A 23912-nucleotide genomic window follows, 5' to 3' on the forward strand; every position below is an offset into this window, starting at 1 on the left:
GGAGCCGGCTCGTCGCCAGGAAGTGCTGCTGCGCTTCGCCGACGAGCTCGAGAAGCGCGGACCCGAAACGGCTTCGCGCGTCAGCCAGCAGAACGGCATGCCGATCGTCGTCGCCGAGGCCTTCGAGATCCCCTTCCCACCCCTCCTGCTGCGCTACTACAGCCAGCTGGTCGTCGACCAGGCCGACGAGCGTCGTCCCGGAATGCTCGGTGGCACCGCGGTCATTCGCCGCCAGCCGATCGGGGTCGTCGCTGCGATCGTTCCGTGGAACGTGCCGCAAGGGATCACGTTCCTCAAGATCGCGCCTGCGCTGGCCGCAGGTTGCACCGTCGTGCTCAAGCCCGCCCCCGAGACCGTGCTCGACGCGTTCCTGATGGCGGAGGCTGCTGTTGCTGCCGGACTGCCCGAGGGTGTCCTCAACATCGTCCCCGGCGGTCGCGAGCTCGGCGCCTACCTGGTCGAGCACCCCGGTGTCGACAAGGTCAGCTTCACGGGTTCGACCGCCGCTGGTCGGGCGATCGCCGAGACCTGCGGCCGCCTTCTCCGCCCTGTCACGCTCGAGCTCGGCGGCAAGTCCGCTGCGATCGTGCTCGACGACGCGGACCTGCTCGGCAACATCGAGAGCTTCTTCGCCTCGACCCTGCTCAACAACGGCCAGATCTGCTGGCTCGGCACGCGGATCCTCGCGCCGCAGAGCCGCTACAGCGAGGTCGTGGACACCATCGCCGGTCTGGCGTCGAACCTGGTGATCGGCGACCCGCTCGACCGCACCACGCAGATCGGCCCGCTCGTCTCGGCTCGCCAGCGAGAGCGTGTCGAGTCCTACATCGTCAAGGGAAGCTCGGACGGCGGCAAGCTCGTCGCGGGTGGTGGTCGGCCTGCCGACCGCGACAGGGGCTGGTTCGTGCAGCCGACGGTCTTCGCTGACGTCGACCCGAACCACACGATCGCCCAGGAGGAGATCTTCGGGCCCGTGCTCGCGGTCATTCCCTACGGCGACGAAGCGCAGGCCGTGCAGATCGCCAACGACACCGACTACGGCCTCGGTGGGTCCGTGTGGACCGCTGACACGGAGCGTGGCGAGGCATTCGCGCGCAAGGTGCGGACCGGAACGATCGGTGTCAACCACTACGTCAACGACCCGACTGCACCGTTCGGTGGCATCAAGTCCAGCGGAATGGGTCGCGAGCTGGGCCCCGAGGGCCTCGTCGCGTTCCAGACCCTCCAGACCATCTACCTCCCGCCCGTCGCGGCGAACTGAACCGAGGAGCAAGCAGATGACTGTCATCGATGAGACGACGACGCACATCGTCCCGGACGACATCGCGGCACAGATCGTGCTGCCGGAGGGTCACTCCGACCACGACAAGCTGTTCGCGGCCTACCAGTGGCTGCGCGAGAACATGCCGGTCGGCAAGGCCAGCGTCGAGGGCTTCGACGACCTGTGGCTGGTGAGCACCCACGCCGACATCATGGAGGTCGAGCGCAACACGGAGCTCTTCACCGCGGGTGGCCACGAGGAGCCGGGCGACCACAACCCGATCCTGACCAACCAGGCCGGTGACGCTTTCACCAAGAGCCTGACCGGCGGCAGCCTCCGGATCATGGACGCGCTTCCCTACCTCGACCCGCCGGAGCACACCGCGGTCAAGGACATCGCCGGTGCCTGGTTCCGTCCGACCAACCTCAAGCAGTGGGAGGACCAGATCCGGACCCTCGCCACGGAGGCGATCGAGAAGTACCTGAAGAAGGGTACGAACGAGATCGACTTCATCGAGGACTTCGCGCTGTACTTCCCGCTCCACGTCATCATGACCCTCTTCGGTGTTCCCGAGGAGGAAGAGCCGCGGATGATGAAGCTCACCCAGGAGTTCTTCGGAGTCGCTGACCCCGACCTGCAGCGTGACGACGTCGTCCAGAGTCCCGAGGCCATGGCCCAGCAGTTCGCGCAGGCCTTCCAGGACTTCTGCGGGTACTTCGAGGGCATGGTTGCCGATCGTCGCGCCAACCCGCGCGACGACCTGTCGTCGCTCATCGCCAACGCCAAGATGGAGAACGGGGAGTTCTACCCCAACACGTTCGCCTACGGCTGGTTCATGGCGATTGCCACGGCCGGGCACGACACCACGTCGGCCACCATCACCGGCGCGATCGAGGCACTCGGCCAGAACCCAGACCAGCTCGCCAAGGTGAAGGCCAACCCGGCACTCATCCCGGACCTGGTCAACGAGGCGCTGCGCTGGGCGTCCCCGGTCAAGCACTTCATGCGTCGTGCCCGTGTCGACACCGTGCTCAGCGGCGTCGAGATCAAGGCCGGCGACCGGATCATGCCGCTCTACCAGTCGGCCAACCGGGACGTCGACGTCTTCGAGGACCCGGACTCGTTCGACCTCGAGCGCCGTCCCAACAAGCACATCGCCTTCGGCTACGGCCCGCACATGTGCATCGGCCAGCACCTGGCCAAGCAGGAGCTCCGGATCATGTTCGAAGAGCTCCTGCCCCGTATCGAGTCGATCGAGCTGCTCGAGGGTCGCAAGCTGACCCAGACCAACTTCGTCGGGGGCATCAAGCGGCTCCCGGTTCGCCTCGAGCTGAACTGATCGTCTCGCAGGAGAAGGAGGAACGACGATGAAGGTCGTGCACACGCAGGGCACCTGCGGTGGGGTCGAGACGTGTGTCGAGCTCGCCCCGGACTACTTCGTCATCGGTGAGGACGGCCAGACCCAGGTCGCGATCGCCGAGATCGCCGAGGGAGACCTCGAGCGGGTCACGAACGCCGTCAACGAGTGCCCGACCGGCGCTCTCCGGCTGGCGAAGGACGAGGAGGCCAGTCATGCCTGAGGTGACCTACGTGCTCGCCGACGGTCGCGAGCTGACGATCGACGTCCCTTCCGGCCAGAGCGTCATGGACGGCTCGGTCCGGAACAACCTTCCGGGCATCGTCGCCGAGTGCGGCGGGAGTTGCTCCTGCGCCACGTGCCACGTGTACGTCGACGCTGCCTGGGAGGGTCACTTCGACGAGGTGACCGACGAGGAGCGCGACCTGCTCGAGTTCGCCGACGGTTCGCAGCCGAACTCACGGCTGGCCTGCCAGCTGATCATGGGCGAAGGCAACGGCGGCGCCCGGGTCGTCGTACCGACGAGCTGACGAACACGGTCCGACAAAGGCCCCGAATCCCTGCCGGGTTCGGGGCCTTTCGTCGTGCCGCGAGACGCAGCCAGGAGCTGCAGCACGGAACACGACCCCGAAGCCTCCGGCTCCGGGGTCGTGTGGTCGATCTGCTCAGACAGTCACGCCGGGGCGCTGGAGCCAGCGGCACACCGCCTCGGCACGGTTGGCGGCATTGAGCTTGCGCAGGATGTGCCGGACGTGGGACTTGACGGTGCCTTCGGTGATCACCAGACGGCTGGCGATGCGTCCGTTGGTCTCGCCGAGTGCCATCAGCTTGAGCACCTCGCGCTCGCGTTCGGAGAGCAGGCGGTCGATCTCGGGGGCGCCGGTGAGCCGCTGGCCCGTCATGGGCGCCAGTCCGGACGTGTGGGCGGCGACGCCCGTCACCTGCTTCTCGCTGACCAGGTCCATCGGACCGTCCAGACATCCGTCGACCATCCCCCCCAGGGACGAGCGGAGGTTGTCCACCGTCGTGCGCAGCCGGTCGAAACGTTCGCGCAGGCTGGCCGCCGCGATCAGGTTCCCGAACTCCTGCGCGAACAGGGCGATGATCTCGCGGTCGAAGTCGGTGACGGGCGCGGCGCAGAGGCGGTCGGCGTGGAAGAAGCCGACCACTTCCCCATCAGGTGCGATGGGGGCGGCGACGTACGAGCTCGAGCCCGTCATCGCGGCCAGTCGGGGGTTCACGCGGGACTCGCGGCTGACGTCGACCACGAGCAGCGGCACCCGGCGCCGGACCATCTCCAGCTCGATGACATTCGGCCCGAGCCGCTGGTTCTCGGTGCGTGCCGCAGCGGTGATCTCCGCTGCCTGGACGGGGTCGACCTCGCTGTGGAAGCGCTCGACCACCCAGTCCGAGTCGACCACGCGGGAGATCATCGCCCGGTCGAAGCCGACCCGGCACAGGGCAACCGGTGCCCGCTGCACGAGTTGGTCGACGGTCGTCAGGGCCTTGAGGTCGTCCAGCGCCCGGGTGACCCGTCGGAGCGCGGCTGCCGGGGAGTGATCACGTCGGTCGACCCGGTCGAGAAGTAGGGGTGTGGACACGGGGAGCGCGGTCACGATTCCTCCTGAAGTAAACGGTTGGACCAAATGTTGTGACGACCGTCACGATGCTCCCCTTCAATGACCCAGGCCACGTGGAGTCACCCCGGACAGGTACCTGAGTAGGATTTCCAGGTATCCCGGCGTAGGGCCTTGTTTGGTCCGACCATTTGTAGGAAACTGGGCGCTGAGAGTGGTACGCGAAGTGAGGTCGTCATGGCGGAGCACAAATGGGGTTCTGTGAGCGCGCCCGACACCCTTCGCGCAGGGCCCGCCGTCCGGTTGCCCTCAGACCTGACCAGCTTCGAAGGTCGCCGTTCCGACCTCAGCAACGTCAAGCAGCTGCTCGGCGACACCCGGTTGCTCACTCTCACCGGCTTCGGGGGAGTCGGTAAGACCCGGATCGCTCTCCGCGCCGCACGAGAGCTCACCCGCAGCCACCCGGACGGCGTCGCGTGGGTGGAGCTCGCTGATCTCCGGGATCCGCGGATGCTCCGGCAGAGTGTGGTCGAGGCGCTAGGCCTGCCGGAGCTGCCGGGCCGCGACACCTGGGCTGTCGCGCTCCAGCACATCGCCGGGACCCGCATGCTGTTGGTGCTGGACAACTGCGAGCACGTGCTCCTCGACGTCGCCGAGATGGTCGACGAATTGCTGAGGCACAGTTCGGGTCTGCGGGTGCTGGCCACCAGCCGCCAGACCCTGGGCGTACCGGGGGAGACGGTGCTGTGCGTCGCGCCGCTCCCGGTGCCGCCGAAAGAGCGGGCGGACGAGGCCGGCGTGGCCTCGTTGTTCCCGTCGCTCGCGCTGTTCCGCGAGCGAGCCGCCGCCGTCGTACCCGGGTTCGAGCTCACCGCCGACAATCAGGCGGCTGCCGTCGAGCTGTGTCGCAAGCTCGAAGGAATCCCCTTGGCGATCGAGCTCGCGGCCGTCAAGCTCCGCGTGCTGGGACTGGAGGACCTCGTCGAGCGGCTGGACGCCCGGCTCGAGGTGCTGCGCTACTCGTCGCGGACAGGCCCGTCACGACACCGCACCATCGAGGCGACCATCGACTGGTCCTATGACCTCTGTACCGACGACGAGCGCACCTTGTGGGCCCGCGCATCGGTCTTCACCGGTGGCTTCGGCGTCGACGCGGCCGAGATCGTGTGTGCCGGAGAGTCCTTGCCGCGACACGCCGTGCTCGACGTGCTCCAGGGGTTGTTGGAGAAGTCGATCATCAGTCGCACCGAGACCCAGGGCCAGGTGCGCTTCCGGATGCTCGAACCGCTGAGGGAGCACGGCCACCAACGCCTGCAGGCGTGGGGTGAGTACGACGAGGTGGTCCACCGACACCTGTCGTGGATCGAGGCGCTCCTGGGTGAGGCCTGTCTGCAGTGGTTCGGGCCGCTGCAGGAACTGTGGTGCACCATCCTGCGCCTCGAGCAGGCCAACATTCGCGCCGCCGCCGAGCACTGCCTGGCGCACGAGGACTGCCGTGAACGCTCGCTGACGCTGGTGGGAGCTCCGTGGTTCCTCTGGATCGCCATGTTCCTCGACGAGGGCAGGCAATGGCTGGAGCGTGCGGTGGCCGCCTGCCCCGAGCCGACGATCAATCGTGCCGTCGCGCTGGGCACGCTCAGCTACATCGCCAGCCTCCAGGGCGACCAGAGTCGGGCGGACGACGCCGCCGAACAGGCCCGTTTGATCGCCGTTGATCAGGCCGACGTCCGGGTCGAGGCGTACGCCACCCATGTCGCCGGACTGTCCGAGCTCTTCCGCGATTCGCCCAGGTCCAAGGCGTTGTTGTCGAAGGCGCTGGCGCTGTACGCGGGGCACGACGTGCTCGACGACCAGGTCGTGGGCCTCCGGATCCAGCTCGCCCTTGCCCATCTCTACTGCGGTGAGCTCGATGAGGCGCGGGCGCACTTCGACTGGTGCCGCGACCTGTGCACCCTCACCGGTGAGCGATGGTTGCTGTCCTACGCGCTCTACGGGCTCGGCTTCGTCGAGAAGCTGGAAGGCAACACGGAAGTCGCGATCACGCTGGCTCGTGAGGCGTTGGACATCAAGTGGTTCTTCCGTGACCTGTGTGGACTCTCGACCACCATGGACCTGCTGGCCTGGGCTCAGGCCGATGCCGGCAGGTTCCAGGATGCTGCCTGCCTGCTCGGCGCCGCAGACAGCCTCTGGACGAGTTTCGGCGTCCGGCTGTTCGGGTCCGAGGACTGGCTGGAGGGCATGCACGAGGCCGAGGCGCTGTGCCGTGCAGACCTCGGCGATCGAGTCTTCGACGCCGCCTTCCGGGCCGGCGTCGAGATGGAACGCGCAGAAGCGATTGCGTTGGCACTGGGACGCAAGGAAGTGCCGACACCCACCTCGCTCGCCGACTCCGGCGCCGTCAAGCTGACCCGGCGCGAGCAGGAGATCGCCGAGCTGGTCGCCGACGGCCTGTCGAACCGTGCCATCTCGGAGAAGCTGGTCATCTCCCAGCGAACGGCCGAGGGGCACGTCGAGAACATCCTTTCCAAGCTGGGATTCCACTCCCGGTCACAGGTCGCTGCCTGGGTCGGCGAACGACGCACACCGACCTCGGTCTGACCTCCGCCTGACGTCGATCGACGTACGGATTTCCGCCCCACGGGCGATTCGGGGACGGCACCTGCGCGCCTAGGTTGCGGACGTGCCCGTCCCTCCGGACGGCACTCCCGACGGGAACCCGCCGGGGGACGCCGATGAACCGGAGCGTCACATGCCCTTCTTCGCCAGCGCTGCCGAAGTCGACTGCTACGTGGGCGGGGTGCTCAGGCTGGCTGCGATCGACCCTTGCCTGGGTCCGCAGCTCGCCTCTGCATCGCTCACGCTCCGCCTGACCTGCACCGATGTGCCCGCGCACATCACCCTGGATCTCCACGACCCCGTCACGGTCTCGTGGAACGAGGCCGACCGGTCGGCGGACGTCGAGCTCAGCTGTGCGTCCGAGTTCCTGGACGGGTTCATGCGTGGGGACCGCGACCTCGTGGAGGCCCTTGCCCGCGGGGAGGTCCATGCCAAGGGCCAGGTGAGCAAGGCGCTCAAGGTGCTGCCCGTCCTCGAGCAGGCCTTTCCGTTCTACCGCCAGCTTGTCGCGATCAGGGATCGCGCAGCGCGCACCCTCCCAGGAGTTCCGTCATGAACAGCACTCAGCCCACTCACCCTCGCCGCATCGTCATCATCGGTGCCGGTCACGGCGGCACGAACGTTGCTGCGCTCCTGCGACAGCACGACTACGAGGGCGAGGTCATCCTCGTCGGCGACGAGGACACCTGGCCCTACCAGCGTCCACCGCTGTCGAAGGACTACCTCAAGGGTGTGATGAGCGAGGACGAACTCCTCATCAAGCCCAAGGACTTCTACGCCGACCAGCGCATCGATGCGCGCTTCGGCAACGCAGTTGAGGCCCTGGACGCCAAGGCTCGCACGGTGACTCTCGGGGGTGGCGAGACGCTCACCTACGACGCCCTCGTGTTCGCGACAGGAGCGGCTCCGCGAGTCCTGACGATCGACGGTGCCGCTCTGGACGGAGTCCACTACCTGCGCAACCACGACGACGCGCTGAGGATCGCTGCGGAGACCGTGGCCGGTGCCCGGATCGCGATCGTCGGCGGGGGCTACGTGGGCCTCGAGGTCGCTGCCTCTGCGCACCACCTCGGAGCATCGGTCGTCGTTCTCGAACGTGAGGACCGTGCCCTGGCCCGGGTTGCGGGAGCGGATCTGGCCGGCTTCCTCGCCGGCTACCACGCCGCCCGGGGCACCGAGATCTGCACCGGCGCCGACGTCGTACGTCTGGAGGGGGACGCCTCCGGCAAGGTGGCCGCTGTCGTTCTCGGTGACGGGGCGCGCCACGAGTGCGACGCGGTCCTCGTCGGGGTGGGTGCGATCCCGCGGACCGGACTGGCTGAACTGGCCGGTGTCGCCTGTGACGGCGGAGTCCTGGTGGATGACTGCGGCCGCACGTCCGTCGAGGGTGTCTACGCGGTCGGTGACGTCACCCGGCGGCCTCTCGACCACTTCCCCGGTCGGCACCGGCTGGAGAGCATCCCGAGTGCGGTCGAGCAGGCCAAGCAGGTCGTGGCCCACGTGCTCGGCGAGCCGGTCCGGGCCCATGAAGTGCCGTGGTTCTGGTCCGATCAGTACGACCTGAAGATCAAGATCGCCGGACTGGTCGGCTTTGCCGACCGCGCGGTGGTCCGCGGCGACGTGGCCGCCGGCAAGTTCGCGGTGTTCCACCTGGCGGGTGACGCGGTGGTGGCCGTCGAGACGGTCAACAGCGCGCCGGACTTCATGGTGGGCAAGAAGCTCATCGCTTCGTCAGGCCACGTCGACGCTGTGCAGCTCGGTGACCCCTCGGTCCCGCTGCGCGATCTCGTTTCCTGACTGGCGGGGAACGCGACAGCCGAACCGCACGGGGGAGCACCCTCTGCCCGAGGGGGGATGCCCCGAATGGTCCACAGGAACGAGATTGGTGACGGCGGACACACCCGCCTGATCGGCCGAAGGAGAACCATGACCGCGACGATGCCCCCACCGGTGACCGCCGGCTCTGAGCCGGCCGGTCCCACCGCGAAGCGTGGCGGCGGATCGAAGTTGTTCGACACCGTTCTCGTGCCTGCCGGCGAGATGGGCGTCCTGCTGGGCGTCGTCGTCTGGAGCGCAGTGCGCCACCCCCGGGGCTACTGGGGCGAGGTTCGCGACCTGATGTTCAGCATGCTCAAGCTCTGCTGGATCCCGATGGTGATCTCGACGGTCACGTTCGGTTTCGGCGCCCCGGGTCTCCAGGGGGGCAACATCTACAACCTGTTCGGCATCCCGGAGCGACTCGGCTCGTTCTTCATCATGGCGAGCGTCCGTGAGTTCGCCCCCTGGATCAACGCCATGGTCGTCGCGGGCGTCGTGGGCGCTGCGATGACGGCCGACCTCGGTGCCCGAAAGATCCGTGAAGAGATCGATGCGATGGAGGTCCTCGGCGTCGATCCGATCCGCGACCTCATCGTTCCCCGGGTCATTGCCGTGACGATCATGACGGGTCTGCTGGACCTGGTCGCGCTGATCTTCGGTTGCATCGGCGGCTACATCGCAGCGGTTCCCATTCTCGGAGCCTCCTCGGGAGCCTTTCTCTCCAGCTTCTTCGCGAACGCCACGGTCACCGACCTGTGGGGGAGCGTGCTGAAGACCACGATCTTCGGCCTCGTGATCGCAGTGGTCTGTTGCTACAAGGGCCTCACCGTCAAGGGCGGGCCGATCGGCGTGGGCCGCGCTGTCAACCAGGCCGTGGTGATCTCCTTCGCCGCGATCTTCATCATCAACTCCCTGTTCACCGCCATCCTGCTCGGGCTCAACCCCGACATGCAGGTCTACAAGTGAGGCCGGCTCAGTGACCATCGAGCTCAATCGCCCCGTCGACGACGACGCGCCCCTCTCGCCTCCGAAGAAGGAGGACATCGAGGTCAGCGCCTCCTCGATGATGGCCAGCATCAGGGCCGGGTTCGGCACCGCGGGCGAGATCGCCCAGTTCGCTGCCCAGACGTTCCGCGAGCTGCCGCGGGTCCGGATGTACACCGCTGAGGTGTTCCGTCAGTGCGGCATCCTGATCCTCGCCAGCGCGCTGATCATCTGGATGATGGAGTTCGTCATCGGCACCGTCTGTGGCACCGAGGCGAACTACACCCTTCGCGCGATCGGCGCGCCCCTCTACTCCGGGGTGTTCACGGCGTACTGCAGCCTCCGCGAGATGGCGCCCTACATGTGGGGCTACATCCTGGCTGCGAAGGTCGGCTGCGGCCTGGTCGCAGAGATCGGTTCGATGCGCATCGCCGAGGAGATCGACGCGATGGAGGTCATGGGGATCAAGTCGCGCAGCTATCTCATCGGCACCCGCCTGGTCGCCGCATGGATCGCGATGCCGTTCCTGTACGTCGTCGGCCTGGGCTTCATGTACCTCTCGCAGTGGATGATCGTCGTCTTCCAGTACGGCAGCGTCTCGCCCGGCGGCTACTCGCTGATCTTCTGGCTCTTCCAGAATCCGTACGACTTCCTCTTCTCGCTCATCAAGGTGATGTTGATGGGGACGGTGATCGTCATCGTCGGCTGCTACTACGGCTACACGGCCAAGGGCGGACCGGCCGGCGTCGGCATCAACACGGCGAAATCGATGATGGTGAACATGGTCCTGATCCATGTCATCGGGTTGCTGACCACCCAGCTCTTCTGGGGCTTGTCGCCCAACGCTCCGATTGCGAATTAGCCGCCGGGACCCCGGCCGCCCCGCGCTTGACCCTCGCTCCCTCCGACCTCTGGAGTTTCCATGAACACCACACTTCTCGACACCACTGCAGCGGCGACCGCAGGTCTCCATGCTGCGATGGCGGGACGCACCGCGACCATGCAGGTGCACAACCTGCACAAGACCTTCGGCGACTTCAAGGTGCTCCAGGGCCTCGACATCGCGTTCGTGGACGACGCCATCACCACGGTGATGGGGCCGTCCGGCACGGGCAAGAGCGTGCTGCTCAAGCACCTCGTCGGACTGCTCGAGCCCGACCAGGGCGAGGTGGTCGTCTTCGGGCAGGACATCTGGAAGGCCAGTGAGGACGAGCGCTACGAGCTCCGCAAGCGTTTCGGAGTCCTGTTCCAGGACGGTGCCCTCTTCGGGTCGATGAACATCTTCGACAACGTCGCGTTCCCGCTGCGCAAGCACACCGACATGTCCGAGTCCGACATCGGTGACCTGGTGATGAGCCGCCTGCAGGAGGTGGGCCTCGAGCGGTCTGCCCACAAGCTGCCCACGGAGGTGTCCGGCGGGATGCGCAAGCGCGCCGGATTCGCGCGCGGGCTCATCATGAACCCCGACATCGTGCTCTTCGACGAGCCCGACTCCGGCCTTGACCCGGTCCGCACCAGCCTTCTCTGTGACCTGATCCAGCAGATGCACGAAGAGCACGGCGGGACTTACCTGCTGGTGACCCACAACATCGCTGCCGCGCGTGCTGTCAGTGACTACGTCGGCATGATCTGGGGCGGCAAGCTCGTGCACTACGGCGACTGTGACGAGGCGTTCAACAGCGACGACCCGTTCGTCCGGCAGTTCCTGGCCGGCGAGTCCGCCGGCCCGCTCGGGATGGACTGAGATGCCTCGACCACTCATTGCAGCACTCAGCGCCGGCGCGATCCTCGCGGTGTCGGCCGTCGTCATCACCGGTACCGGTGACGACTACACGGTTGACGTCGTCCTGCCTGCCGCGACGAACCTCGTGCCCGGTTCGGAGGTCGAGATCGACGGTGCTACCGCCGGCCGTGTCAAGGAGCTCGAGACCCGTGACGGGAAGGCGGTCATCACGGTGGCCCTCGATGAGGACTACGCCCCTCTTCACGACGGTACGACGGCGCGCGTGTCCTACAAGGCGCTGCTCGGCGAGCGCATCCTCGAGCTCTTCCCCGGCAAGGACGCTGCTCCTGACCTGGCCGACGGCGCGCTCGTCGAGGGTTCAGTCGACCGGGTCGAGCTGGACCAGGTGCTGGCCGCCCTGGACAAGCCCACCCGGCAGAAGCTGCAGAGCCTGCTCGACCGTCTTTCCGGCACCTTGAAGGGCAAGGAGGGCGACGTCCAGTCCACCCTGCAGACTCTCGGTCCGGCGGTCGAGGCCCTCGGCCAGGTGCTGGACGCGGTCGGCAACGACGGCCCGACCATTCGCAAGCTGATCACCCGGCTGTCCAACCTGATGGCGACGCTGGAGAAGCACGACACCGACCTCGAGTCGACGATCACGGACCTGACCACGGCAACGGGGACCATCGCGGCCAACCGCGCCCAGCTGTCCAAGGCGCTCGCGGAGCTGCCCGAGACCCTGAAGACGGCCGAGGCCACTCTCAAGCAGGTTCCGGGCACGGTGGATGCCGCCAGCCCGCTGCTCAGGGCGCTCGCTCCCGGCCTCGAGCAGCTGCCCGGTGTGGCGAAGCAGCTGGAGCCGGTGCTGCGCGACCTGCGACCCACCATCGCCGAGCTCCGCCCGACCCTCGCGTCGGCCCGCACGCTGCTCGACCACACGCCGGCACTGCTCGACGGCGCGGAGGGCGTGCTGCCGCAGGCGAACCAGGTCCTCGGTGACCTGGGCCCTGCGCTGACCTACCTGCGGCCGTACACGCCTGAGTTGATGGGCTGGTTGTCCAACTGGGGTTCGGCCGCTGCCAACTACGACGCCAACGGTCACTACCTGCGCGCGTTCATCGAAGAAGGCCCGACGAGCCTGGTCAACAACCCCGGCATCCTGCCGCCCGGAGTCACCCAGCACCTGACCCGGCACCCGGGCGAGTCCGAGGGACAGCGCTGGACCGATGCCCACGGAAATGAGATGCAGTGATGAGCGCGACCCGGACCAGATTCGCGGCGGTGGCCATCGCGGCCGTCCTCGGCCTGGCCATCACCGGCCGGACCACGATCGACATGATGTCGACCGACGATCCCGACATGTACGTCTACTTCGCTGACGCCAGTCCGCTCATCAAGGGCAACGACGTCAAGGCTTCCGGCGTCAAGGTCGGCTCCATCGGTTCCATCGAGGTCGAGAACGGCGTCGCCAAGGTGGGCCTGATCCTCAATGACGAGGTCCTCCCGATCCACCAGGACGCCACCGCACGGGTTCGCCCCGTCGGCCTGCTCGGCGAGCGTTTCGTCGAGCTCGACCGCGGCACGCCCGATGCTGAGGTGTTGGCTGACGGCGCCTCGCTGCCGCTCGACCAGACCACGCGTGCGACCGACCTCGACGAGGTCCTCAACATGGTGGACGCGCCCACGGGCACGGCCCTCTCCATGCTGATCACCACGCTCGGTCAGGGAATGCTGGGGCACGGCGAGGATGCCGACCGCGCCATCAAGGCTCTGGCTCCCGCACTGCAGGACACGGATCGGCTGGGCCAGATCCTGGCCGATCAGAACACCGTGCTCCAGGAGCTCGTCGACTCGGTCACCCCTGTCGCCGAGCAGCTCGCGACCGACAACGGCCAGGCACTGGACCAGTTGGTCGACGCCACCGACAAGACCCTCGGCGCGACGGCGCGCAGCGACCGCGACCTCGCCGACACTCTCGAGCGGCTCCCGGCCGCACTGCGCGAAGCGCGGTCGACCCTGTCCGCGCTGTCCGGTGCTGCCGGTTCGACAGCGCCCGTGCTCGCCGCCCTCCGGCCGGCCACCGAGAACCTGGTGAAGATCAGCCGGGAGCTCAAGGCCTTCGCGAAGAGTGCCGAGCCCGCGCTCGACGGCCTCGACCCCGTCCTCGACAAGGCCGAGGTGCTCCTCGAGCGGGCCCGTCCGGTCGCGCAGTCGTTGGCGAGCCTGTCGCCCGACATGAAGTCCACGGCCCATAACGGTCGCCGGATCGCCACCGGAGCGCTCGACAACCTGACCACGATCCTCGACTTCGTGAAGTACTGGGCGCTCACGACCAACGGTCAGGACGGCCTGTCCCACTACTTCCGTGCCCACGTGGTCGTGACCACCGAGGTGCTGACCGGTCTGGTTCCCAAGGGCGCAGTCCCGGCCGCTCCCACCAAGACCAAGGACGGCAAGCTGGTCCCGCCGTTGGGCGGCCTGCTCAACGGTGTCGGCGGTCTGCTGGACCCGCTCGACGGAGTGCTTGGCGGTCTGCTCGCCGGCAAGTCGCCCAGCAAGGCCGCTTCGGGCGGTAGCGCCACCGGCCTCACCTCGTCCCAGGAGCAGAACCTCCTCTCGTACCTGATCGGAGGGCGCTGAGCCATGCGCCTCGCACGAACGAACACCCTCCGACTCGTCGGCTTCGCAGTGGTTCTGGGACTGTCCCTTGCGCTCTACCTCTCCCTCACGGCGAGCACCGGCCTTCCCGGTCAGTCCTTCCGGACCACCACTGCCTCCTTCGACGACATCGGCGGGCTGCGTGAAGGCGACGACGTCCGCACGGCCAGTGTCCGGATCGGACAGGTCCGCACGATCACCTACGAGGACGGCAAGGCGCGGGTCGACATGCAGCTCGACTCCGGCCAGGACGTGTATCGCGACGCCACGGCCGTGATCGTCGCCCGATCCGCACTGGGCCAGAACTTCGTGATGATCGATCCCGGCAAGGCCGACGCGGGGCAGATGCCGCAGGACGGCAAGCTGGACGACGCGGGCGTCACCTCGCCCGTCAACCTCGACCAGGTCCTGTCGGCGCTCGACGAGCCGACCCGCAAGTCCACCGCCTCGTTGCTCTACGAGACCGGCACCGGCGCGGCCGGACATGCCCCGGACCTCGCGGACTTCCTCGCCCGGGCGCCCGAGCTGCTGGCCGACCTGCGGGTTGTGGCGAAGACCCTCGCCGCTCCGGACACCGAGCTCGATGCCTTCCTCCAGTCCTCGGAGACCCTGTCAGGTCGCTTCGACGGGCGGACCGACGAGGTCGGCCGCTTGATGGAGGACCTGGCGACCACCATGGACGCGCTGGCTGTCGACGGAGGTGCGCCGCTCGAGCAGACCATCGAAGAGGCCGCTCCCGCACTCGACAGCACCACGAAGGCCATGAGGGACCTGCGCGAGCCGCTGCAGCAGCTGGACAGCGGAATGCGCGCCCTGCGTCCCGGCGCGAAGTCGTTGGGCCAGGCCACTCCGACGTTGCGTGCGGTGCTGCGCGAGAGCAAGCCGGTCCTGGACAAGGTGCCCGGCGTCGCGAAGAAGGCGGTCCCTGCTGTCGACTCGCTCGCAGGCGCCATGGACGATGCGCGGCCGCTCGTGTCCCGTCTCAAGAAGACGTTGGACAGCACGGCCGAGCCGACAGCGGTCCTCGCTCCCTACACCCCTGAACTGATCCGGTTCTTCGAGCGCTGGAACAGCGCCAACCAGTACGGCGACAAGTCCGGCCACTCCCTGCGCATCGCATTGGTGGTGCGACCCGAGTCGATCACCGGCGTGGTTCCCGTGCGGGACCCGTTCGTCCACCGCAACCCGTACCCGGCGCCCGGTCAGGCAGACAACGACCGCGCCACGAGCCTCCTCGGGAGCCGATGATGTTGATCAGGGCACTGCACCGCTTCGAGCGGTTCTCCTCACCCCGCGTGGGGGTGGTCGTGATCACCCTGCTGATGGTGTTCGGCGTCACGCTGTTCCAGAAGACGCAGATCCAGACGTTCCTCAGCCCGGGTGACGACATCAAGGTCGCCTTCGCGCGGGACTACCAGCTCCGGAGCCACGTCACGCGGGTCAAGGTCGCTGGTGTTCCTGTCGGCATCGTGACCGAGGTCGAGCACAAGGAGGATGGCACCGCAGTTGCCACCCTGCACCTGGAGAAGGGCATCACGAAGAAGCTCCGCAAGGCCCCGTCCGCCGCCATCCGGCCGACGACGCTCCTGGGTGGCAACTACTACGTGGAGCTCGCGCCCGGCGGCGACCCCGGCGAGGTCGACGCGATCGGTGTCGACCGCACGACGACGCCCGTCGAGCTCGACCGGGTCCTGGAGACCTTGAAGCCCGAGGCTCGCCAGAGCACCCAGCGCACCATCAGTCGTCTCGATGCGACGCTGGACAAGGACGGCCAGGCGGCCGTGCACGGCCTCATCGACGACGCCCCCGACACGCTGCGTCCGCTCGGTGTGACCCTTTCCGCTGCCCGCGGGGAGAAGCCCGCCGACCTGCGCAAGCTGGTGGCGTCCCTCGATGACACCGCGCGGACCCTGAACCAGGACCAGGGAAGCCTGGACTCCGCCCTTGCGGGCCTGGCCGAGGTCAGCGGAACCCTGGCTGCCTCATCCCCGGATGTTGCCGAAGCGGTCGAGGACCTGCCCCAGACCCTGCGTACGACGCGGGCAGGTCTCGGCGCGCTGGACCACACCCTCACCGAGCTGCGCGACGTCTCCGACGACGCGTTACCGACTGCCCGTCGGCTCAGCTCCACGCTCCGGGCGCTCAACCCGGCGCTGCGCGAGCTGAAGCCGGTCCTCGCGGACCTGCGCCCCGCACTGGCGGACCTGCGTCCGCTCATGGACGACCTGGTTCCGTCCGCCATCGACGCCACCACGATCCTGGACGACATCGACGGCAAGCCCATCGACCGCATCAAGGGGCCGATCGTCGACAGGATCAACAGCGGCTTCACCGGCAAGGGCATGTACAAGGACGGTGGCAACGACACGGTCTTCTACAAGGAGTTCGGCGACCTCATCGCCGGCATGAACAACGCCGGCAAGATGACGGACCGCAACGGCTCGACCATCCACTTCCAGCCCGGATTCGGGGTCGGCTCCGTGTCGAACCTGCCCATCAGCTTCGAGCAGCTGCTGATGCAGCTCGCCTATCCCCAGGGGGCACCGTGACCAGGAACCGCTTCATCCGTGGATGGGAACGTGCGCGCACGGTCCCGGGTCTTGGCCGCGACGTCACCGCCATCGTGGCGCTGATCCTTGCGGGCCTGCTCGTCGCCGGCGTGATCCTCGCCAAGCAGCGGGTGCAATGGCCCTGGCAGGACGAGGTCATCCTCAAGGCTGACTTCCGTAGCGTCCCCGCCATCAGCCCCGGCAACGGCCAGGAGGTCCGGATCGCGGGCGTCACGGTCGGCCGGATCACCGAGGCCAAGGTGAGCGACGACGGTCGGGCGCGACTGACCCTCTCGCTCGATCCGGGTCACCCGGTCTACAAGGACACGCACCTCGTCCTTCGGCCCAAGACGCCACTCAACGACATGTATGTCGAGATGAGCCAGGGCACCGAGCAGGCGGGCGAGCTCAAGGACGGGTCCGTCATCCCGGTTGACCAGACCTCCAACCCGGTCCAGATCGACGAGGTGCTCAGCCACCTCGACGAGAGCACCCGGGCCGCCCTCACCTCGTTGTTGGGGGAGTCCGACATGGCGTTGGCGAACGCGGCGACCAACCTGCCGAAGGGTCTGGATGCTGCTGACGAGACGCTCGGCACCTTCCGCCCGGTCGTCAAGGCGATGGCACAGCGTCGCGAGTCGATCGCCTCCCTGGTCACTGCCCTCCAGCAGATCGCGTCGGCCGTCGGCAAGGACGACGAGCGGTTGCAGCACCTGGTGACCTCGCTCGCGACCACCATCGCGACCCTGGCAGAGCACGACGACGACATCCGCGCCTCGCTCAAGGCGTTGCCCGGAGCGACCGACGAGCTGCGCGAAGCGACGTCCGCCGTCACCGGCCTGAGCGCCGAGCTGGACCCCGCCCTGGCGAATCTCAAGAAGGCGTCCGGGGAGTTGCCGTCTGCACTCGAGTCGTTGGGCGACGTGGCCCAGGAAGTCGAGGACACGGCAGTCCGTGCCCGACCCGTCGTCGAGCAGCTGCGTCCGGTGGTCGCAGACCTGCGGCCGTTCGTCAACGCGTTGCAGCCGACGCTCAACGACGTCGTACCGATTGCGTCGCGGCTGGATCGCGGCACCCAGGTGCTGTTGTCGCGGTTCGTCGACCTCCAGGCGTTCGTCTACAACACCGCGTCGTTCGTCAGTCTCCAGGACGCCAACGGCGGCATCCTGCGCGGCCAGACCTCGATCAACACCTCGACGCTGGGAATCCCGATCGAAAAGGACCACTGATGCGCATCCCGTACGCCGCCATCCCGCGCCTTCGCGCGGTGACCGTGATCGCCTTCATCTCGGCGTGCACGCTCCTGTTCGGCTACCTGTGGCTCAACATGGGTGGCCGGCTGCCACTGGTGTCCAGCGATGGCTACCAGGTGTCGTTCGAGGCCAGGGACGTCGACAACCTCGTCTACGACTCCGATGTCATGGTTGCCGGGGTTCGCGTCGGCAAGGTCCGCAAGCTCGATGCCGAGGGTGGGACCGCGACGGTCCTCCTCCAGATCGACGAGGACGCAGCGATGCCCCTCCACGAGGGCGCTCGCCTGCACCTGCGCTCGAAGTCCCTCATCGAGGAGACGTACGTCGAGATCGTCGACGGATCCGGCGCCGAGCTGCCCGACGGCGTCGCCCTGCCGGCCGACGCCCTGGTCCCGAGCGTGCAGCTCGACGACCTGCTGGCGACGCTCGACAAGGACACCCGCGCCGACCTGATCGCTTCGCTCCAGTCCCTCGGTGCCTCCACCGAACAGACCGGCGCGCAGCTCCAGCAGACGCTGACCGGCCTCGGCAACCTCGGCCGCGAGGGGTACGACGTCCTCGACGCCCTCGAGGCACAGTCCCAGGACCTTCAGCGACTGGTGTCGACCTCGAGTCGCGTGATGACCGCGTTGGACTCCGGTCAGGGCCGCATCGTCGACCTGGTCGAACACGCCGGTCTGCTCACCTCGAGCACCGCGTCGCAGAAGAGCGACATCGAGGCCACGGTCCGGGCCCTGCCCGGTGTGCTGTCCACAGCCCGTGAGGCCACCACCCAGCTGTCCGTGCTGGCTGCGGATCTGCGACCGGTGACCAAGGGCATCAACGGAGCGGCGCCCGCACTGACCAGGGCCCTCGCGTACCTGCCGGGAACGACGCGGGACCTCCGCGGATTGCTGCCGTCGCTGGATGCCACGCTGGACAAGGCACCGGCCACGCTCAAGCGGGTCCCGGACGTGGCTACGGAGCTCGTGCGGATCATTCCGACGACGCGTGCGGCGCTCGCAGACGTGAACCCGATGCTGGCGTTCATGAAGCCCTACGGCCCCGACCTCGCGGCGTTCATCGCCAACTGGTCAGCCATGCTGGGCAACTCGGACGTCAACGGTCACTACCTCCGGATCTTCCCGGTCCTCAACGAGGGCTCGTTCAAGGGCAACCCGTTGCCGCTCAACACGGGGATCCTGGACAAGTCGAACGGTTACCCGAAGCCGGGTGAGTCCGTCACCCCCGGTCCGTTCACCGGCACGTACCCGCATGTGGAGCGGGACGAGGAGTGAGCACCCGCCTGCGTCTCCTCATCGCCGTGGCCCTCGTGGTCACGGCGGGAGTGTGGGCTGCCGTCGGCCTGAGCCGGCTCGAGGTCGACAGTGACCTGGAGTCGCTGCTCCCGGCCAACGATCCGGCAGTCGAGGCGTTGGCGGGGATGGCGCAGCAGTTCGGCGGGGACCCGGTCGTGGTGCTCGTCGAGGGCGGCGGAGACCCGCTCGACAAGGAGCGGCTGCCGCGACTTCTGCAGCTGGAAGGTGAGCTCTCGGCGCTGGACGACGTCGTCGCGACGTTCGGACCGGCGACGACGCTGAACCAGATCGCGCTGCGGGTCAAGCAGTTGCTGGCTGACCTGAGCGGCCAACGCGACGCCCTCAAGCAGGCGGGCCGGACCGAGGAGCTCAAGCAGTTCGAACGTCGCTATGGGGCGTTGATGGTCCAGGCACTTCCTGCAGGCCTGCCGACCCTGAGCAACGCCGACTTCGTCCAGTCCGTCGTGAAGGACCCGAAGACCGGACGGGTGCGCGCCCAGTGGCGCCAGTACCTGCCTGCGGACGAAACGGTGGCGATCTACCTCCGGCCGCGCGAGAGCCTCGACGAGAACGCGGCCGCCGCGTTGGCTGCTGACGTCCGCGAGGTGCTGCGTGAGGACGGTGCTGTTCCGGACGGTGCCGAGTTGACGGTCACCGGTGCTCCGGTGGTCAGCGTCGGTCTCGCTGACCGCTTGCGCAGCGAGGTCCCGCGCCTGGCAGTCACGGCCTTCGCGGTCGTCGCGCTTGCGTTGTTGCTGGTGCCGTGGACCCGCCGTCGTTGGCGGCTCGCTCCCCTCCTGGTGATGATCGGAGCGACCGCGGGCACGCTGGGCTCGTTCGGTTGGCGGGACGAACCCCTCTCGCTGGGAGCTGCGACCTTCCTCCCGATCATCCTCGGCCTCGGCAGCTACTACCCCGTCTATCTCTCGCGCACCGGCCACCGCCGAGTGGTCCTGGCTGTCGCTGTCTCCTCCGCTCTCGCGTTCGCCGGGCTCCTGCTGTCGCCGCTGCCCTTCGTGGCCGAGCTGGGCTACGCCGTGCCGCTCGGTCTTGCCCTGGTGGTCGCGTTCAGCCTGCTGGCGGCCTGGGTGCGTCCGGGTCTGCTCGACACCGCCCCGGAACCTGCTGCAGGGCAGACCCCGAAGGGGTCCTGGTCCATGCCCCGTGGGTTCGCGATCGGCGTGGCCATCATCGGTGTGCTCGGCGCGGCCATCGGCTGGGGTGCGCTGGCCGTCACCGACCTGAAGACGGACCCGCAGCAGCTGCTGGCCGGGCTGCCCGCCCTCGAGGAAGCAGTCCATGTCGAGGAGGTGATCGGCTTCAGCGCGGAGGTCGACGTCCGCCTCGTCGGCGCCAACGTGCTCACGCCCGAAGCGCTCGCCTGGTCCCGGACGGCCGAGCAGGAGATCGTCACCCAGTTCGGTGACCGGGTCCAGCCGGTCGTCACGGTCAGCGGGCTCCTCTCCTTCCTGGGGGAGGCGCCGAGTGCCGAACAGGTCGAGGCCGGGATCGATGCCCTGCCGTCGTACGTCACCTCGGCAGTGGTCTCGCTCGATCGTCGCCAGGCCCTGGCGAGCTATGGCGTGGCCTGGACGGACCTGGCCGATGACCGCAACCTCATGCAGTCGGTCAAGGACGCGTTGCCGCCCCCGCCGGCGGGCTACAGCGTGGAGGTCTCCGGACTTCCGGCTGCCGCCGAGCGCGGTTACGACCTGGTCGACGGTGAGCGCTACGAGGCCAGCGTGGTCGCACTCCTTGCAGCGGCCCTCGCGCTGGTCGTGCTCCTACCCGATCGTCGTGACGCCCTGCTGGCGTTGTTCGCGGCCGCGATCGCGACCGGTCTGTCGATCGCCCTGCTGGTGACCGTGATCGGCGCGCTGAACCCGCTGACCCTGGCTCTCGGTGCGCTCACGGCGGCCGTCGGTTCGGAGTTCACGGTCCTGCTCCTCGCAGCCCGCCGCGCTGAGGACCCGGCGATGCAACGCTCGGTCATGCTGGCCGTCCTGCTCTCCCTGGGTGGCTACGGCGTCCTGTTGACGTCCTCCTTGCCCGTCCTTCGCGAGCTCGGGCTCGCCCTGTCCGGCTCGGTGGCAATCTCGGTCCTCATCGCCCTGGCGTTGGCGACCCTCCGGGCGGGGCAACTGACGCCGCCCTCCACCGTCCCCCTCTCCTCGAACGCACCGGAGGCGCACCATGAGCCCGTCCACCACTGACACACCCCCGACGGACGAGGCCACCGTGTCCGTCGTGAAGGTCGAGACGACCACGAGCTGGGCCGACCGCCTTCGCGGGACGGACCGCCGCACGCTCGCCGTCCTGGTCGCTCTCGTCCTGGTCGTTGCCGGTGCGGCGTCGTGGTGGTTCGTCCAGCGCGACGACCTGCCGGACGGCGCGGCGTTCCGACTCGGTGACCAGGTGGTCACCGCTGACGAGGTCGACCGCAGGATCGATGCGCTGGAGGCGCTCTACGGCGTGCAGGCTCCGGAGAAGGAGTCGGAGAAGTCGGACTTCCTCCGCGATGCGGCGAAGTCGATGGCCGTCCAGCTGATGCTCCAGGACGAAGCGAAGGAGCGGGGCATCGTGATCGCGGCCAAGGAGATCGACGAGACGCTCCAGGGCCTGATCGATCAGCGCTACCCGGACGGCGGACGCACTGCCTTCGTCGCGGCGCTCGGGGAGCTCGGCGCCACCGAGGACCAGGTCCGCGGCGAGATCGGGGACCAGCTCCTGGTCTCCAAGCTGTTCGACGACGTCGCCGGTGATGTGTCGGCCGAGGAGGCCGAGCTCAAGGACACGTTCGAGGACCGCAAGGAGGAGCTGGCCACACCGGTGCGTCGGAAGCTGAGCAACATCGTGGTGGCCGACCGCGGTGCCGCCGAGCAGGTGCTGCGCCAGCTCCGGTCCGGCGAGCCGTTCGCGGCGGTCGCGAAGGCCACCAGTCTCGACTCCGCGACCCGCGACAGCGGCGGCGACCTGGGCGTCCTTCCTGCCGACAACCTGGAGGATGCCTACGCGAAGGCGGCATTCAAGGCGCCCGTCGGCGGGCTGTTCGGACCCGTGCAGACCGAGTCGGGATGGAACGTGGGCAAGGTCCAGAGGGAGCTCCCTGCGGCCCCGGCGAAGTACGCCGAGCTGCGCGACGCCTTGCGCCAGACCGTTCTCGCCGAGAAGTCCCTGAAGGTGTGGCGTTCATGGCTCGCGGACGTCATTGCCGACCACGAGGTGACCTACGCCGATGCCTACCTGCCGGACGACCCGGGCGCGGTTCCGGACATCGACCAGGCCGATGTGACCCCTGGGGAATGAGCCATGGGTGAGCAATTGCTGCACGCCGCGGTGCTCGCGCTGGTGGGCGCTGGGGTCTGGGCGCTCGGCTACTGGGGGCGGGCCAATGCCCTGGTCCTGGTGCCGGAGCACTACGGCGTCTACGAGCGTGAGCGCAAGATCCGGTCGCTGCGCAGGGGTGCCTTCGCGTGCTACCTGGCGGGGCTGGTGCTCCTCGGAGCGGCCGTCCTCGCCGTCGTCTGATCCGTTCGGGTGACGGGCATCCGCCCCAGGGGCGATGCCCCGGCGAGCGTGATTATCTAGGTTTCCGAGCATGAGCACTCGCGCCCTCGGATACGCCGCAGTGATCCGTGGTGCCTTCCGCGGGTTCGGCATCCTGCTGGTCGGCGGGCTCGTGCATCCGGCCGTGGCCCAGTTCGTCGAGCCGCTCGGCTACGTGTGGCTTCCGCTCGTCGCAGTGGTCGCCTTCGTGGTCGCTGCTGTCGCGGCCACACCGCGCGGAACGCCGGTCCTCGCCTGGCGGCAGGCGCCGGTCGCGGCCGTCGGCAGCTACTTCATGATCATTCCCCTGGTGCGGGCGGGAGCAGGCGAACTGCCGTTGCTGCAGCTGTTCCTGACCACGGTCGTGGCGGTCCTCGCCGGCGTGGCCGTCGGGCTCGCGCGGACCGGCTTCGACGCCTCCCGCACGGCGAGCGCGACCTCCTAGTACATGGGGTGCCGGGGACGCCTCGGCATTGCATTAAAGGACTGACCATTATATTCTGCGACGTACATCGTGTGATGTGCATCTCGCACTTGGGAAGAGGGCTACGGAATGGCTGAGCAGCTGAAGACGGTTCGCGATCGGTACTCCGAGGAGGACATCGCGTCGTTCTATGACCAGGGGTACTGGCAGGAATCGAGCTTCTACGGCCTTGTGACGGCACAGGCGGCCGCGACCCCCGACGCCCCCTTCCTCGTTGACGTCTCCACGACGCTGACCTTCGGTGAGTACGCCGACCGCGTGCTGCGCATGGCCGTCGGCCTCAAGCGGGCCGGCCTCCAGCGCGGTGAGCGGATCGCGGTCCAGCTGCCCAACTGGGTCGAGTTCCCGATCATCGCCGCAGCGGCTTCCCGCATCGGCGCGATCCTGGTGCCGATCATGACCATCTACCGCGGCGACGAGGTCGGCTACGTCCTCCAGCACTCCGGGGCCTCCATCGCCGTCACGTCCGGCGAGTTCAAGGGCTTCGATCACTCCGCGATGTTCGCCGAGCTGCGTGCTGGTGCGCCTGGCGTGCGCGAGCTGTTCGTGGCGCGTTCGGACGACTCGACGAACGGCAGTCCCCTGTCCGGCCTCTTCGTCGAGGGTGACGTCGCCGACCTGGAGGCCGAGCTCGGCACCGACTCGTCGCCGGACGACGGCTTCCTCATCGTCTACACGTCGGGCACCACATCGCGCCCCAAGGGCTGCTTCCACTCGTTCAACACCGTACGGTCCAGCGCGGCCGCCATCGCGAAGAGCCTGGAGTACACCCAGGACGACGTGCAGTT

General features: G+C 68.0%; 22 protein-coding genes. 21 read left to right on the forward strand and 1 reads right to left on the reverse strand.

The genetic code is table 11. The features are described from left to right. From ACOADB_RS28755 to ACOADB_RS28770, 4 genes are all read left to right on the forward strand, one after another. A partial coding sequence (locus ACOADB_RS28755; RefSeq protein ID WP_378607317.1) for an aldehyde dehydrogenase occupies positions 1–1261 on the forward strand: 1261 nt, incomplete at its 5' end. Between the two features lie 16 nt (positions 1262–1277). After that, a complete protein-coding gene (locus tag ACOADB_RS28760) occupies positions 1278–2600 on the forward strand; it encodes a cytochrome P450 (protein ID WP_378607319.1) in 1323 nt (440 codons plus the stop codon). 28 nt (positions 2601–2628) lie between these two features. Beyond that, positions 2629–2841 (forward strand): ferredoxin, encoded by a 213-nt coding sequence (locus ACOADB_RS28765; protein ID WP_378607321.1) that lies wholly within the window; start codon positions 2629–2631, stop codon positions 2839–2841. After that, positions 2834–3148, forward strand: coding sequence for a 2Fe-2S iron-sulfur cluster-binding protein (locus tag ACOADB_RS28770; protein ID WP_378607323.1), 315 nt, complete (start codon positions 2834–2836; stop codon positions 3146–3148). The genes ACOADB_RS28765 and ACOADB_RS28770 overlap by 8 nt, the downstream gene beginning before the upstream one ends. Positions 3149–3283: 135 nt before the next feature. Here the strand turns inward: ACOADB_RS28770 and ACOADB_RS28775 are convergent, their stop codons facing one another. After that, positions 3284–4234, reverse strand: coding sequence for a LuxR C-terminal-related transcriptional regulator (locus ACOADB_RS28775; RefSeq protein ID WP_378607325.1), 951 nt, complete (start codon positions 4232–4234; stop codon positions 3284–3286). 222 nt (positions 4235–4456) lie between these two features. Here ACOADB_RS28775 and ACOADB_RS28780 point away from each other — a divergent pair, with 222 nt between their 5' ends. From ACOADB_RS28780 to ACOADB_RS28860, 17 genes are all read left to right on the forward strand, one after another. Then, entirely contained in the window at positions 4457–6793 is a 2337-nt protein-coding gene (locus ACOADB_RS28780; protein ID WP_378607328.1) for an ATP-binding protein, read from the forward strand. 82 nt (positions 6794–6875) lie between these two features. Further along, positions 6876–7367, forward strand: a complete 492-nt coding sequence (locus ACOADB_RS28785) for an SCP2 sterol-binding domain-containing protein (protein ID WP_378607331.1) — start codon at positions 6876–6878, stop codon at positions 7365–7367. After that, entirely contained in the window at positions 7364–8608 is a 1245-nt protein-coding gene (locus tag ACOADB_RS28790; RefSeq protein WP_378607334.1) for an NAD(P)/FAD-dependent oxidoreductase, read from the forward strand. Before ACOADB_RS28785 ends, ACOADB_RS28790 begins: the two co-directional genes overlap by 4 nt. 129 nt (positions 8609–8737) lie before the next feature. After that, on the forward strand, positions 8738–9595 hold the full coding sequence (locus ACOADB_RS28795) for an MlaE family ABC transporter permease (protein ID WP_378607337.1): 858 nt from the start codon (positions 8738–8740) through the stop codon (positions 9593–9595). A gap of 10 nt (positions 9596–9605) precedes the next feature. After that, positions 9606–10475, forward strand: coding sequence for an ABC transporter permease (locus tag ACOADB_RS28800; RefSeq protein WP_378607340.1), 870 nt, complete (start codon positions 9606–9608; stop codon positions 10473–10475). Between the two features lie 60 nt (positions 10476–10535). Then, positions 10536–11357 (forward strand): ABC transporter ATP-binding protein, encoded by an 822-nt coding sequence (locus tag ACOADB_RS28805; RefSeq protein ID WP_378607343.1) that lies wholly within the window; start codon positions 10536–10538, stop codon positions 11355–11357. Between the two features lies 1 nt (position 11358). Then, positions 11359–12588, forward strand: coding sequence for an MlaD family protein (locus tag ACOADB_RS28810; RefSeq protein WP_378607346.1), 1230 nt, complete (start codon positions 11359–11361; stop codon positions 12586–12588). After that, positions 12588–13976, forward strand: a complete 1389-nt coding sequence (locus ACOADB_RS28815) for an MlaD family protein (protein ID WP_378607349.1) — start codon at positions 12588–12590, stop codon at positions 13974–13976. Before ACOADB_RS28810 ends, ACOADB_RS28815 begins: the two co-directional genes overlap by 1 nt. Positions 13977–13979: 3 nt before the next feature. Continuing rightward, positions 13980–15242, forward strand: a complete 1263-nt coding sequence (locus ACOADB_RS28820; RefSeq protein WP_378607352.1) for an MlaD family protein — start codon at positions 13980–13982, stop codon at positions 15240–15242. After that, positions 15242–16543, forward strand: a complete 1302-nt coding sequence (locus ACOADB_RS28825) for an MlaD family protein (protein WP_378607355.1) — start codon at positions 15242–15244, stop codon at positions 16541–16543. Before ACOADB_RS28820 ends, ACOADB_RS28825 begins: the two co-directional genes overlap by 1 nt. Beyond that, entirely contained in the window at positions 16540–17772 is a 1233-nt protein-coding gene (locus ACOADB_RS28830; protein WP_378607358.1) for an MlaD family protein, read from the forward strand. Before ACOADB_RS28825 ends, ACOADB_RS28830 begins: the two co-directional genes overlap by 4 nt. Next, the gene (locus ACOADB_RS28835; RefSeq protein WP_378607361.1) at positions 17772–19073 is read left to right on the forward strand and encodes an MlaD family protein; all 1302 of its coding nucleotides are present in this window, start codon (positions 17772–17774) and stop codon (positions 19071–19073) included. Before ACOADB_RS28830 ends, ACOADB_RS28835 begins: the two co-directional genes overlap by 1 nt. Next, the gene (locus tag ACOADB_RS28840) at positions 19070–21307 is read left to right on the forward strand and encodes an RND transporter (protein ID WP_378607364.1); all 2238 of its coding nucleotides are present in this window, start codon (positions 19070–19072) and stop codon (positions 21305–21307) included. The genes ACOADB_RS28835 and ACOADB_RS28840 overlap by 4 nt, the downstream gene beginning before the upstream one ends. Positions 21308–21332: 25 nt before the next feature. Continuing rightward, positions 21333–22400, forward strand: a complete 1068-nt coding sequence (locus ACOADB_RS28845; protein WP_378607367.1) for a peptidylprolyl isomerase — start codon at positions 21333–21335, stop codon at positions 22398–22400. A gap of 3 nt (positions 22401–22403) precedes the next feature. Beyond that, positions 22404–22622, forward strand: a complete 219-nt coding sequence (locus ACOADB_RS28850; RefSeq protein WP_378607370.1) for a hypothetical protein — start codon at positions 22404–22406, stop codon at positions 22620–22622. Between the two features lie 70 nt (positions 22623–22692). Then, positions 22693–23085: a hypothetical protein gene (locus tag ACOADB_RS28855; protein ID WP_378607373.1), complete on the forward strand. Its 393-nt coding sequence runs from the start codon at positions 22693–22695 to the stop codon at positions 23083–23085. A 108-nt stretch (positions 23086–23193) separates the two neighbouring features. Beyond that, positions 23194–23912: AMP-binding protein (locus ACOADB_RS28860; RefSeq protein ID WP_378607376.1), on the forward strand; the 719-nt coding region annotated here is incomplete at its 3' end.

Origin of the sequence: Nocardioides sp. CPCC 206348, assembly GCF_048654705.1 — a bacterium.
Lineage (GTDB): Bacteria > Actinomycetota > Actinomycetes > Propionibacteriales > Nocardioidaceae > Nocardioides.

What these genes read in the sequence shown, in the direction of transcription:
- ACOADB_RS28760 (WP_378607319.1), top strand. Translation starts at nt 1,278, where the DNA reads ATGACTGTCATCGATGAGACGACGACGCACATCGTCCCGGACGACATC.
- ACOADB_RS28765 (WP_378607321.1), top strand. Translation starts at nt 2,629, where the DNA reads ATGAAGGTCGTGCACACGCAGGGCACCTGCGGTGGGGTCGAGACGTGT.
- ACOADB_RS28770 (WP_378607323.1), top strand. Translation starts at nt 2,834, where the DNA reads ATGCCTGAGGTGACCTACGTGCTCGCCGACGGTCGCGAGCTGACGATC.
- ACOADB_RS28790 (WP_378607334.1), top strand. Translation starts at nt 7,364, where the DNA reads ATGAACAGCACTCAGCCCACTCACCCTCGCCGCATCGTCATCATCGGT.
- ACOADB_RS28795 (WP_378607337.1), top strand. Translation starts at nt 8,738, where the DNA reads ATGACCGCGACGATGCCCCCACCGGTGACCGCCGGCTCTGAGCCGGCC.
- ACOADB_RS28805 (WP_378607343.1), top strand. Translation starts at nt 10,536, where the DNA reads ATGAACACCACACTTCTCGACACCACTGCAGCGGCGACCGCAGGTCTC.
- ACOADB_RS28810 (WP_378607346.1), top strand. Translation starts at nt 11,359, where the DNA reads ATGCCTCGACCACTCATTGCAGCACTCAGCGCCGGCGCGATCCTCGCG.
- ACOADB_RS28815 (WP_378607349.1), top strand. Translation starts at nt 12,588, where the DNA reads ATGAGCGCGACCCGGACCAGATTCGCGGCGGTGGCCATCGCGGCCGTC.
- ACOADB_RS28820 (WP_378607352.1), top strand. Translation starts at nt 13,980, where the DNA reads ATGCGCCTCGCACGAACGAACACCCTCCGACTCGTCGGCTTCGCAGTG.
- ACOADB_RS28825 (WP_378607355.1), top strand. Translation starts at nt 15,242, where the DNA reads ATGTTGATCAGGGCACTGCACCGCTTCGAGCGGTTCTCCTCACCCCGC.
- ACOADB_RS28835 (WP_378607361.1), top strand. Translation starts at nt 17,772, where the DNA reads ATGCGCATCCCGTACGCCGCCATCCCGCGCCTTCGCGCGGTGACCGTG.
- ACOADB_RS28850 (WP_378607370.1), top strand. Translation starts at nt 22,404, where the DNA reads ATGGGTGAGCAATTGCTGCACGCCGCGGTGCTCGCGCTGGTGGGCGCT.
- ACOADB_RS28855 (WP_378607373.1), top strand. Translation starts at nt 22,693, where the DNA reads ATGAGCACTCGCGCCCTCGGATACGCCGCAGTGATCCGTGGTGCCTTC.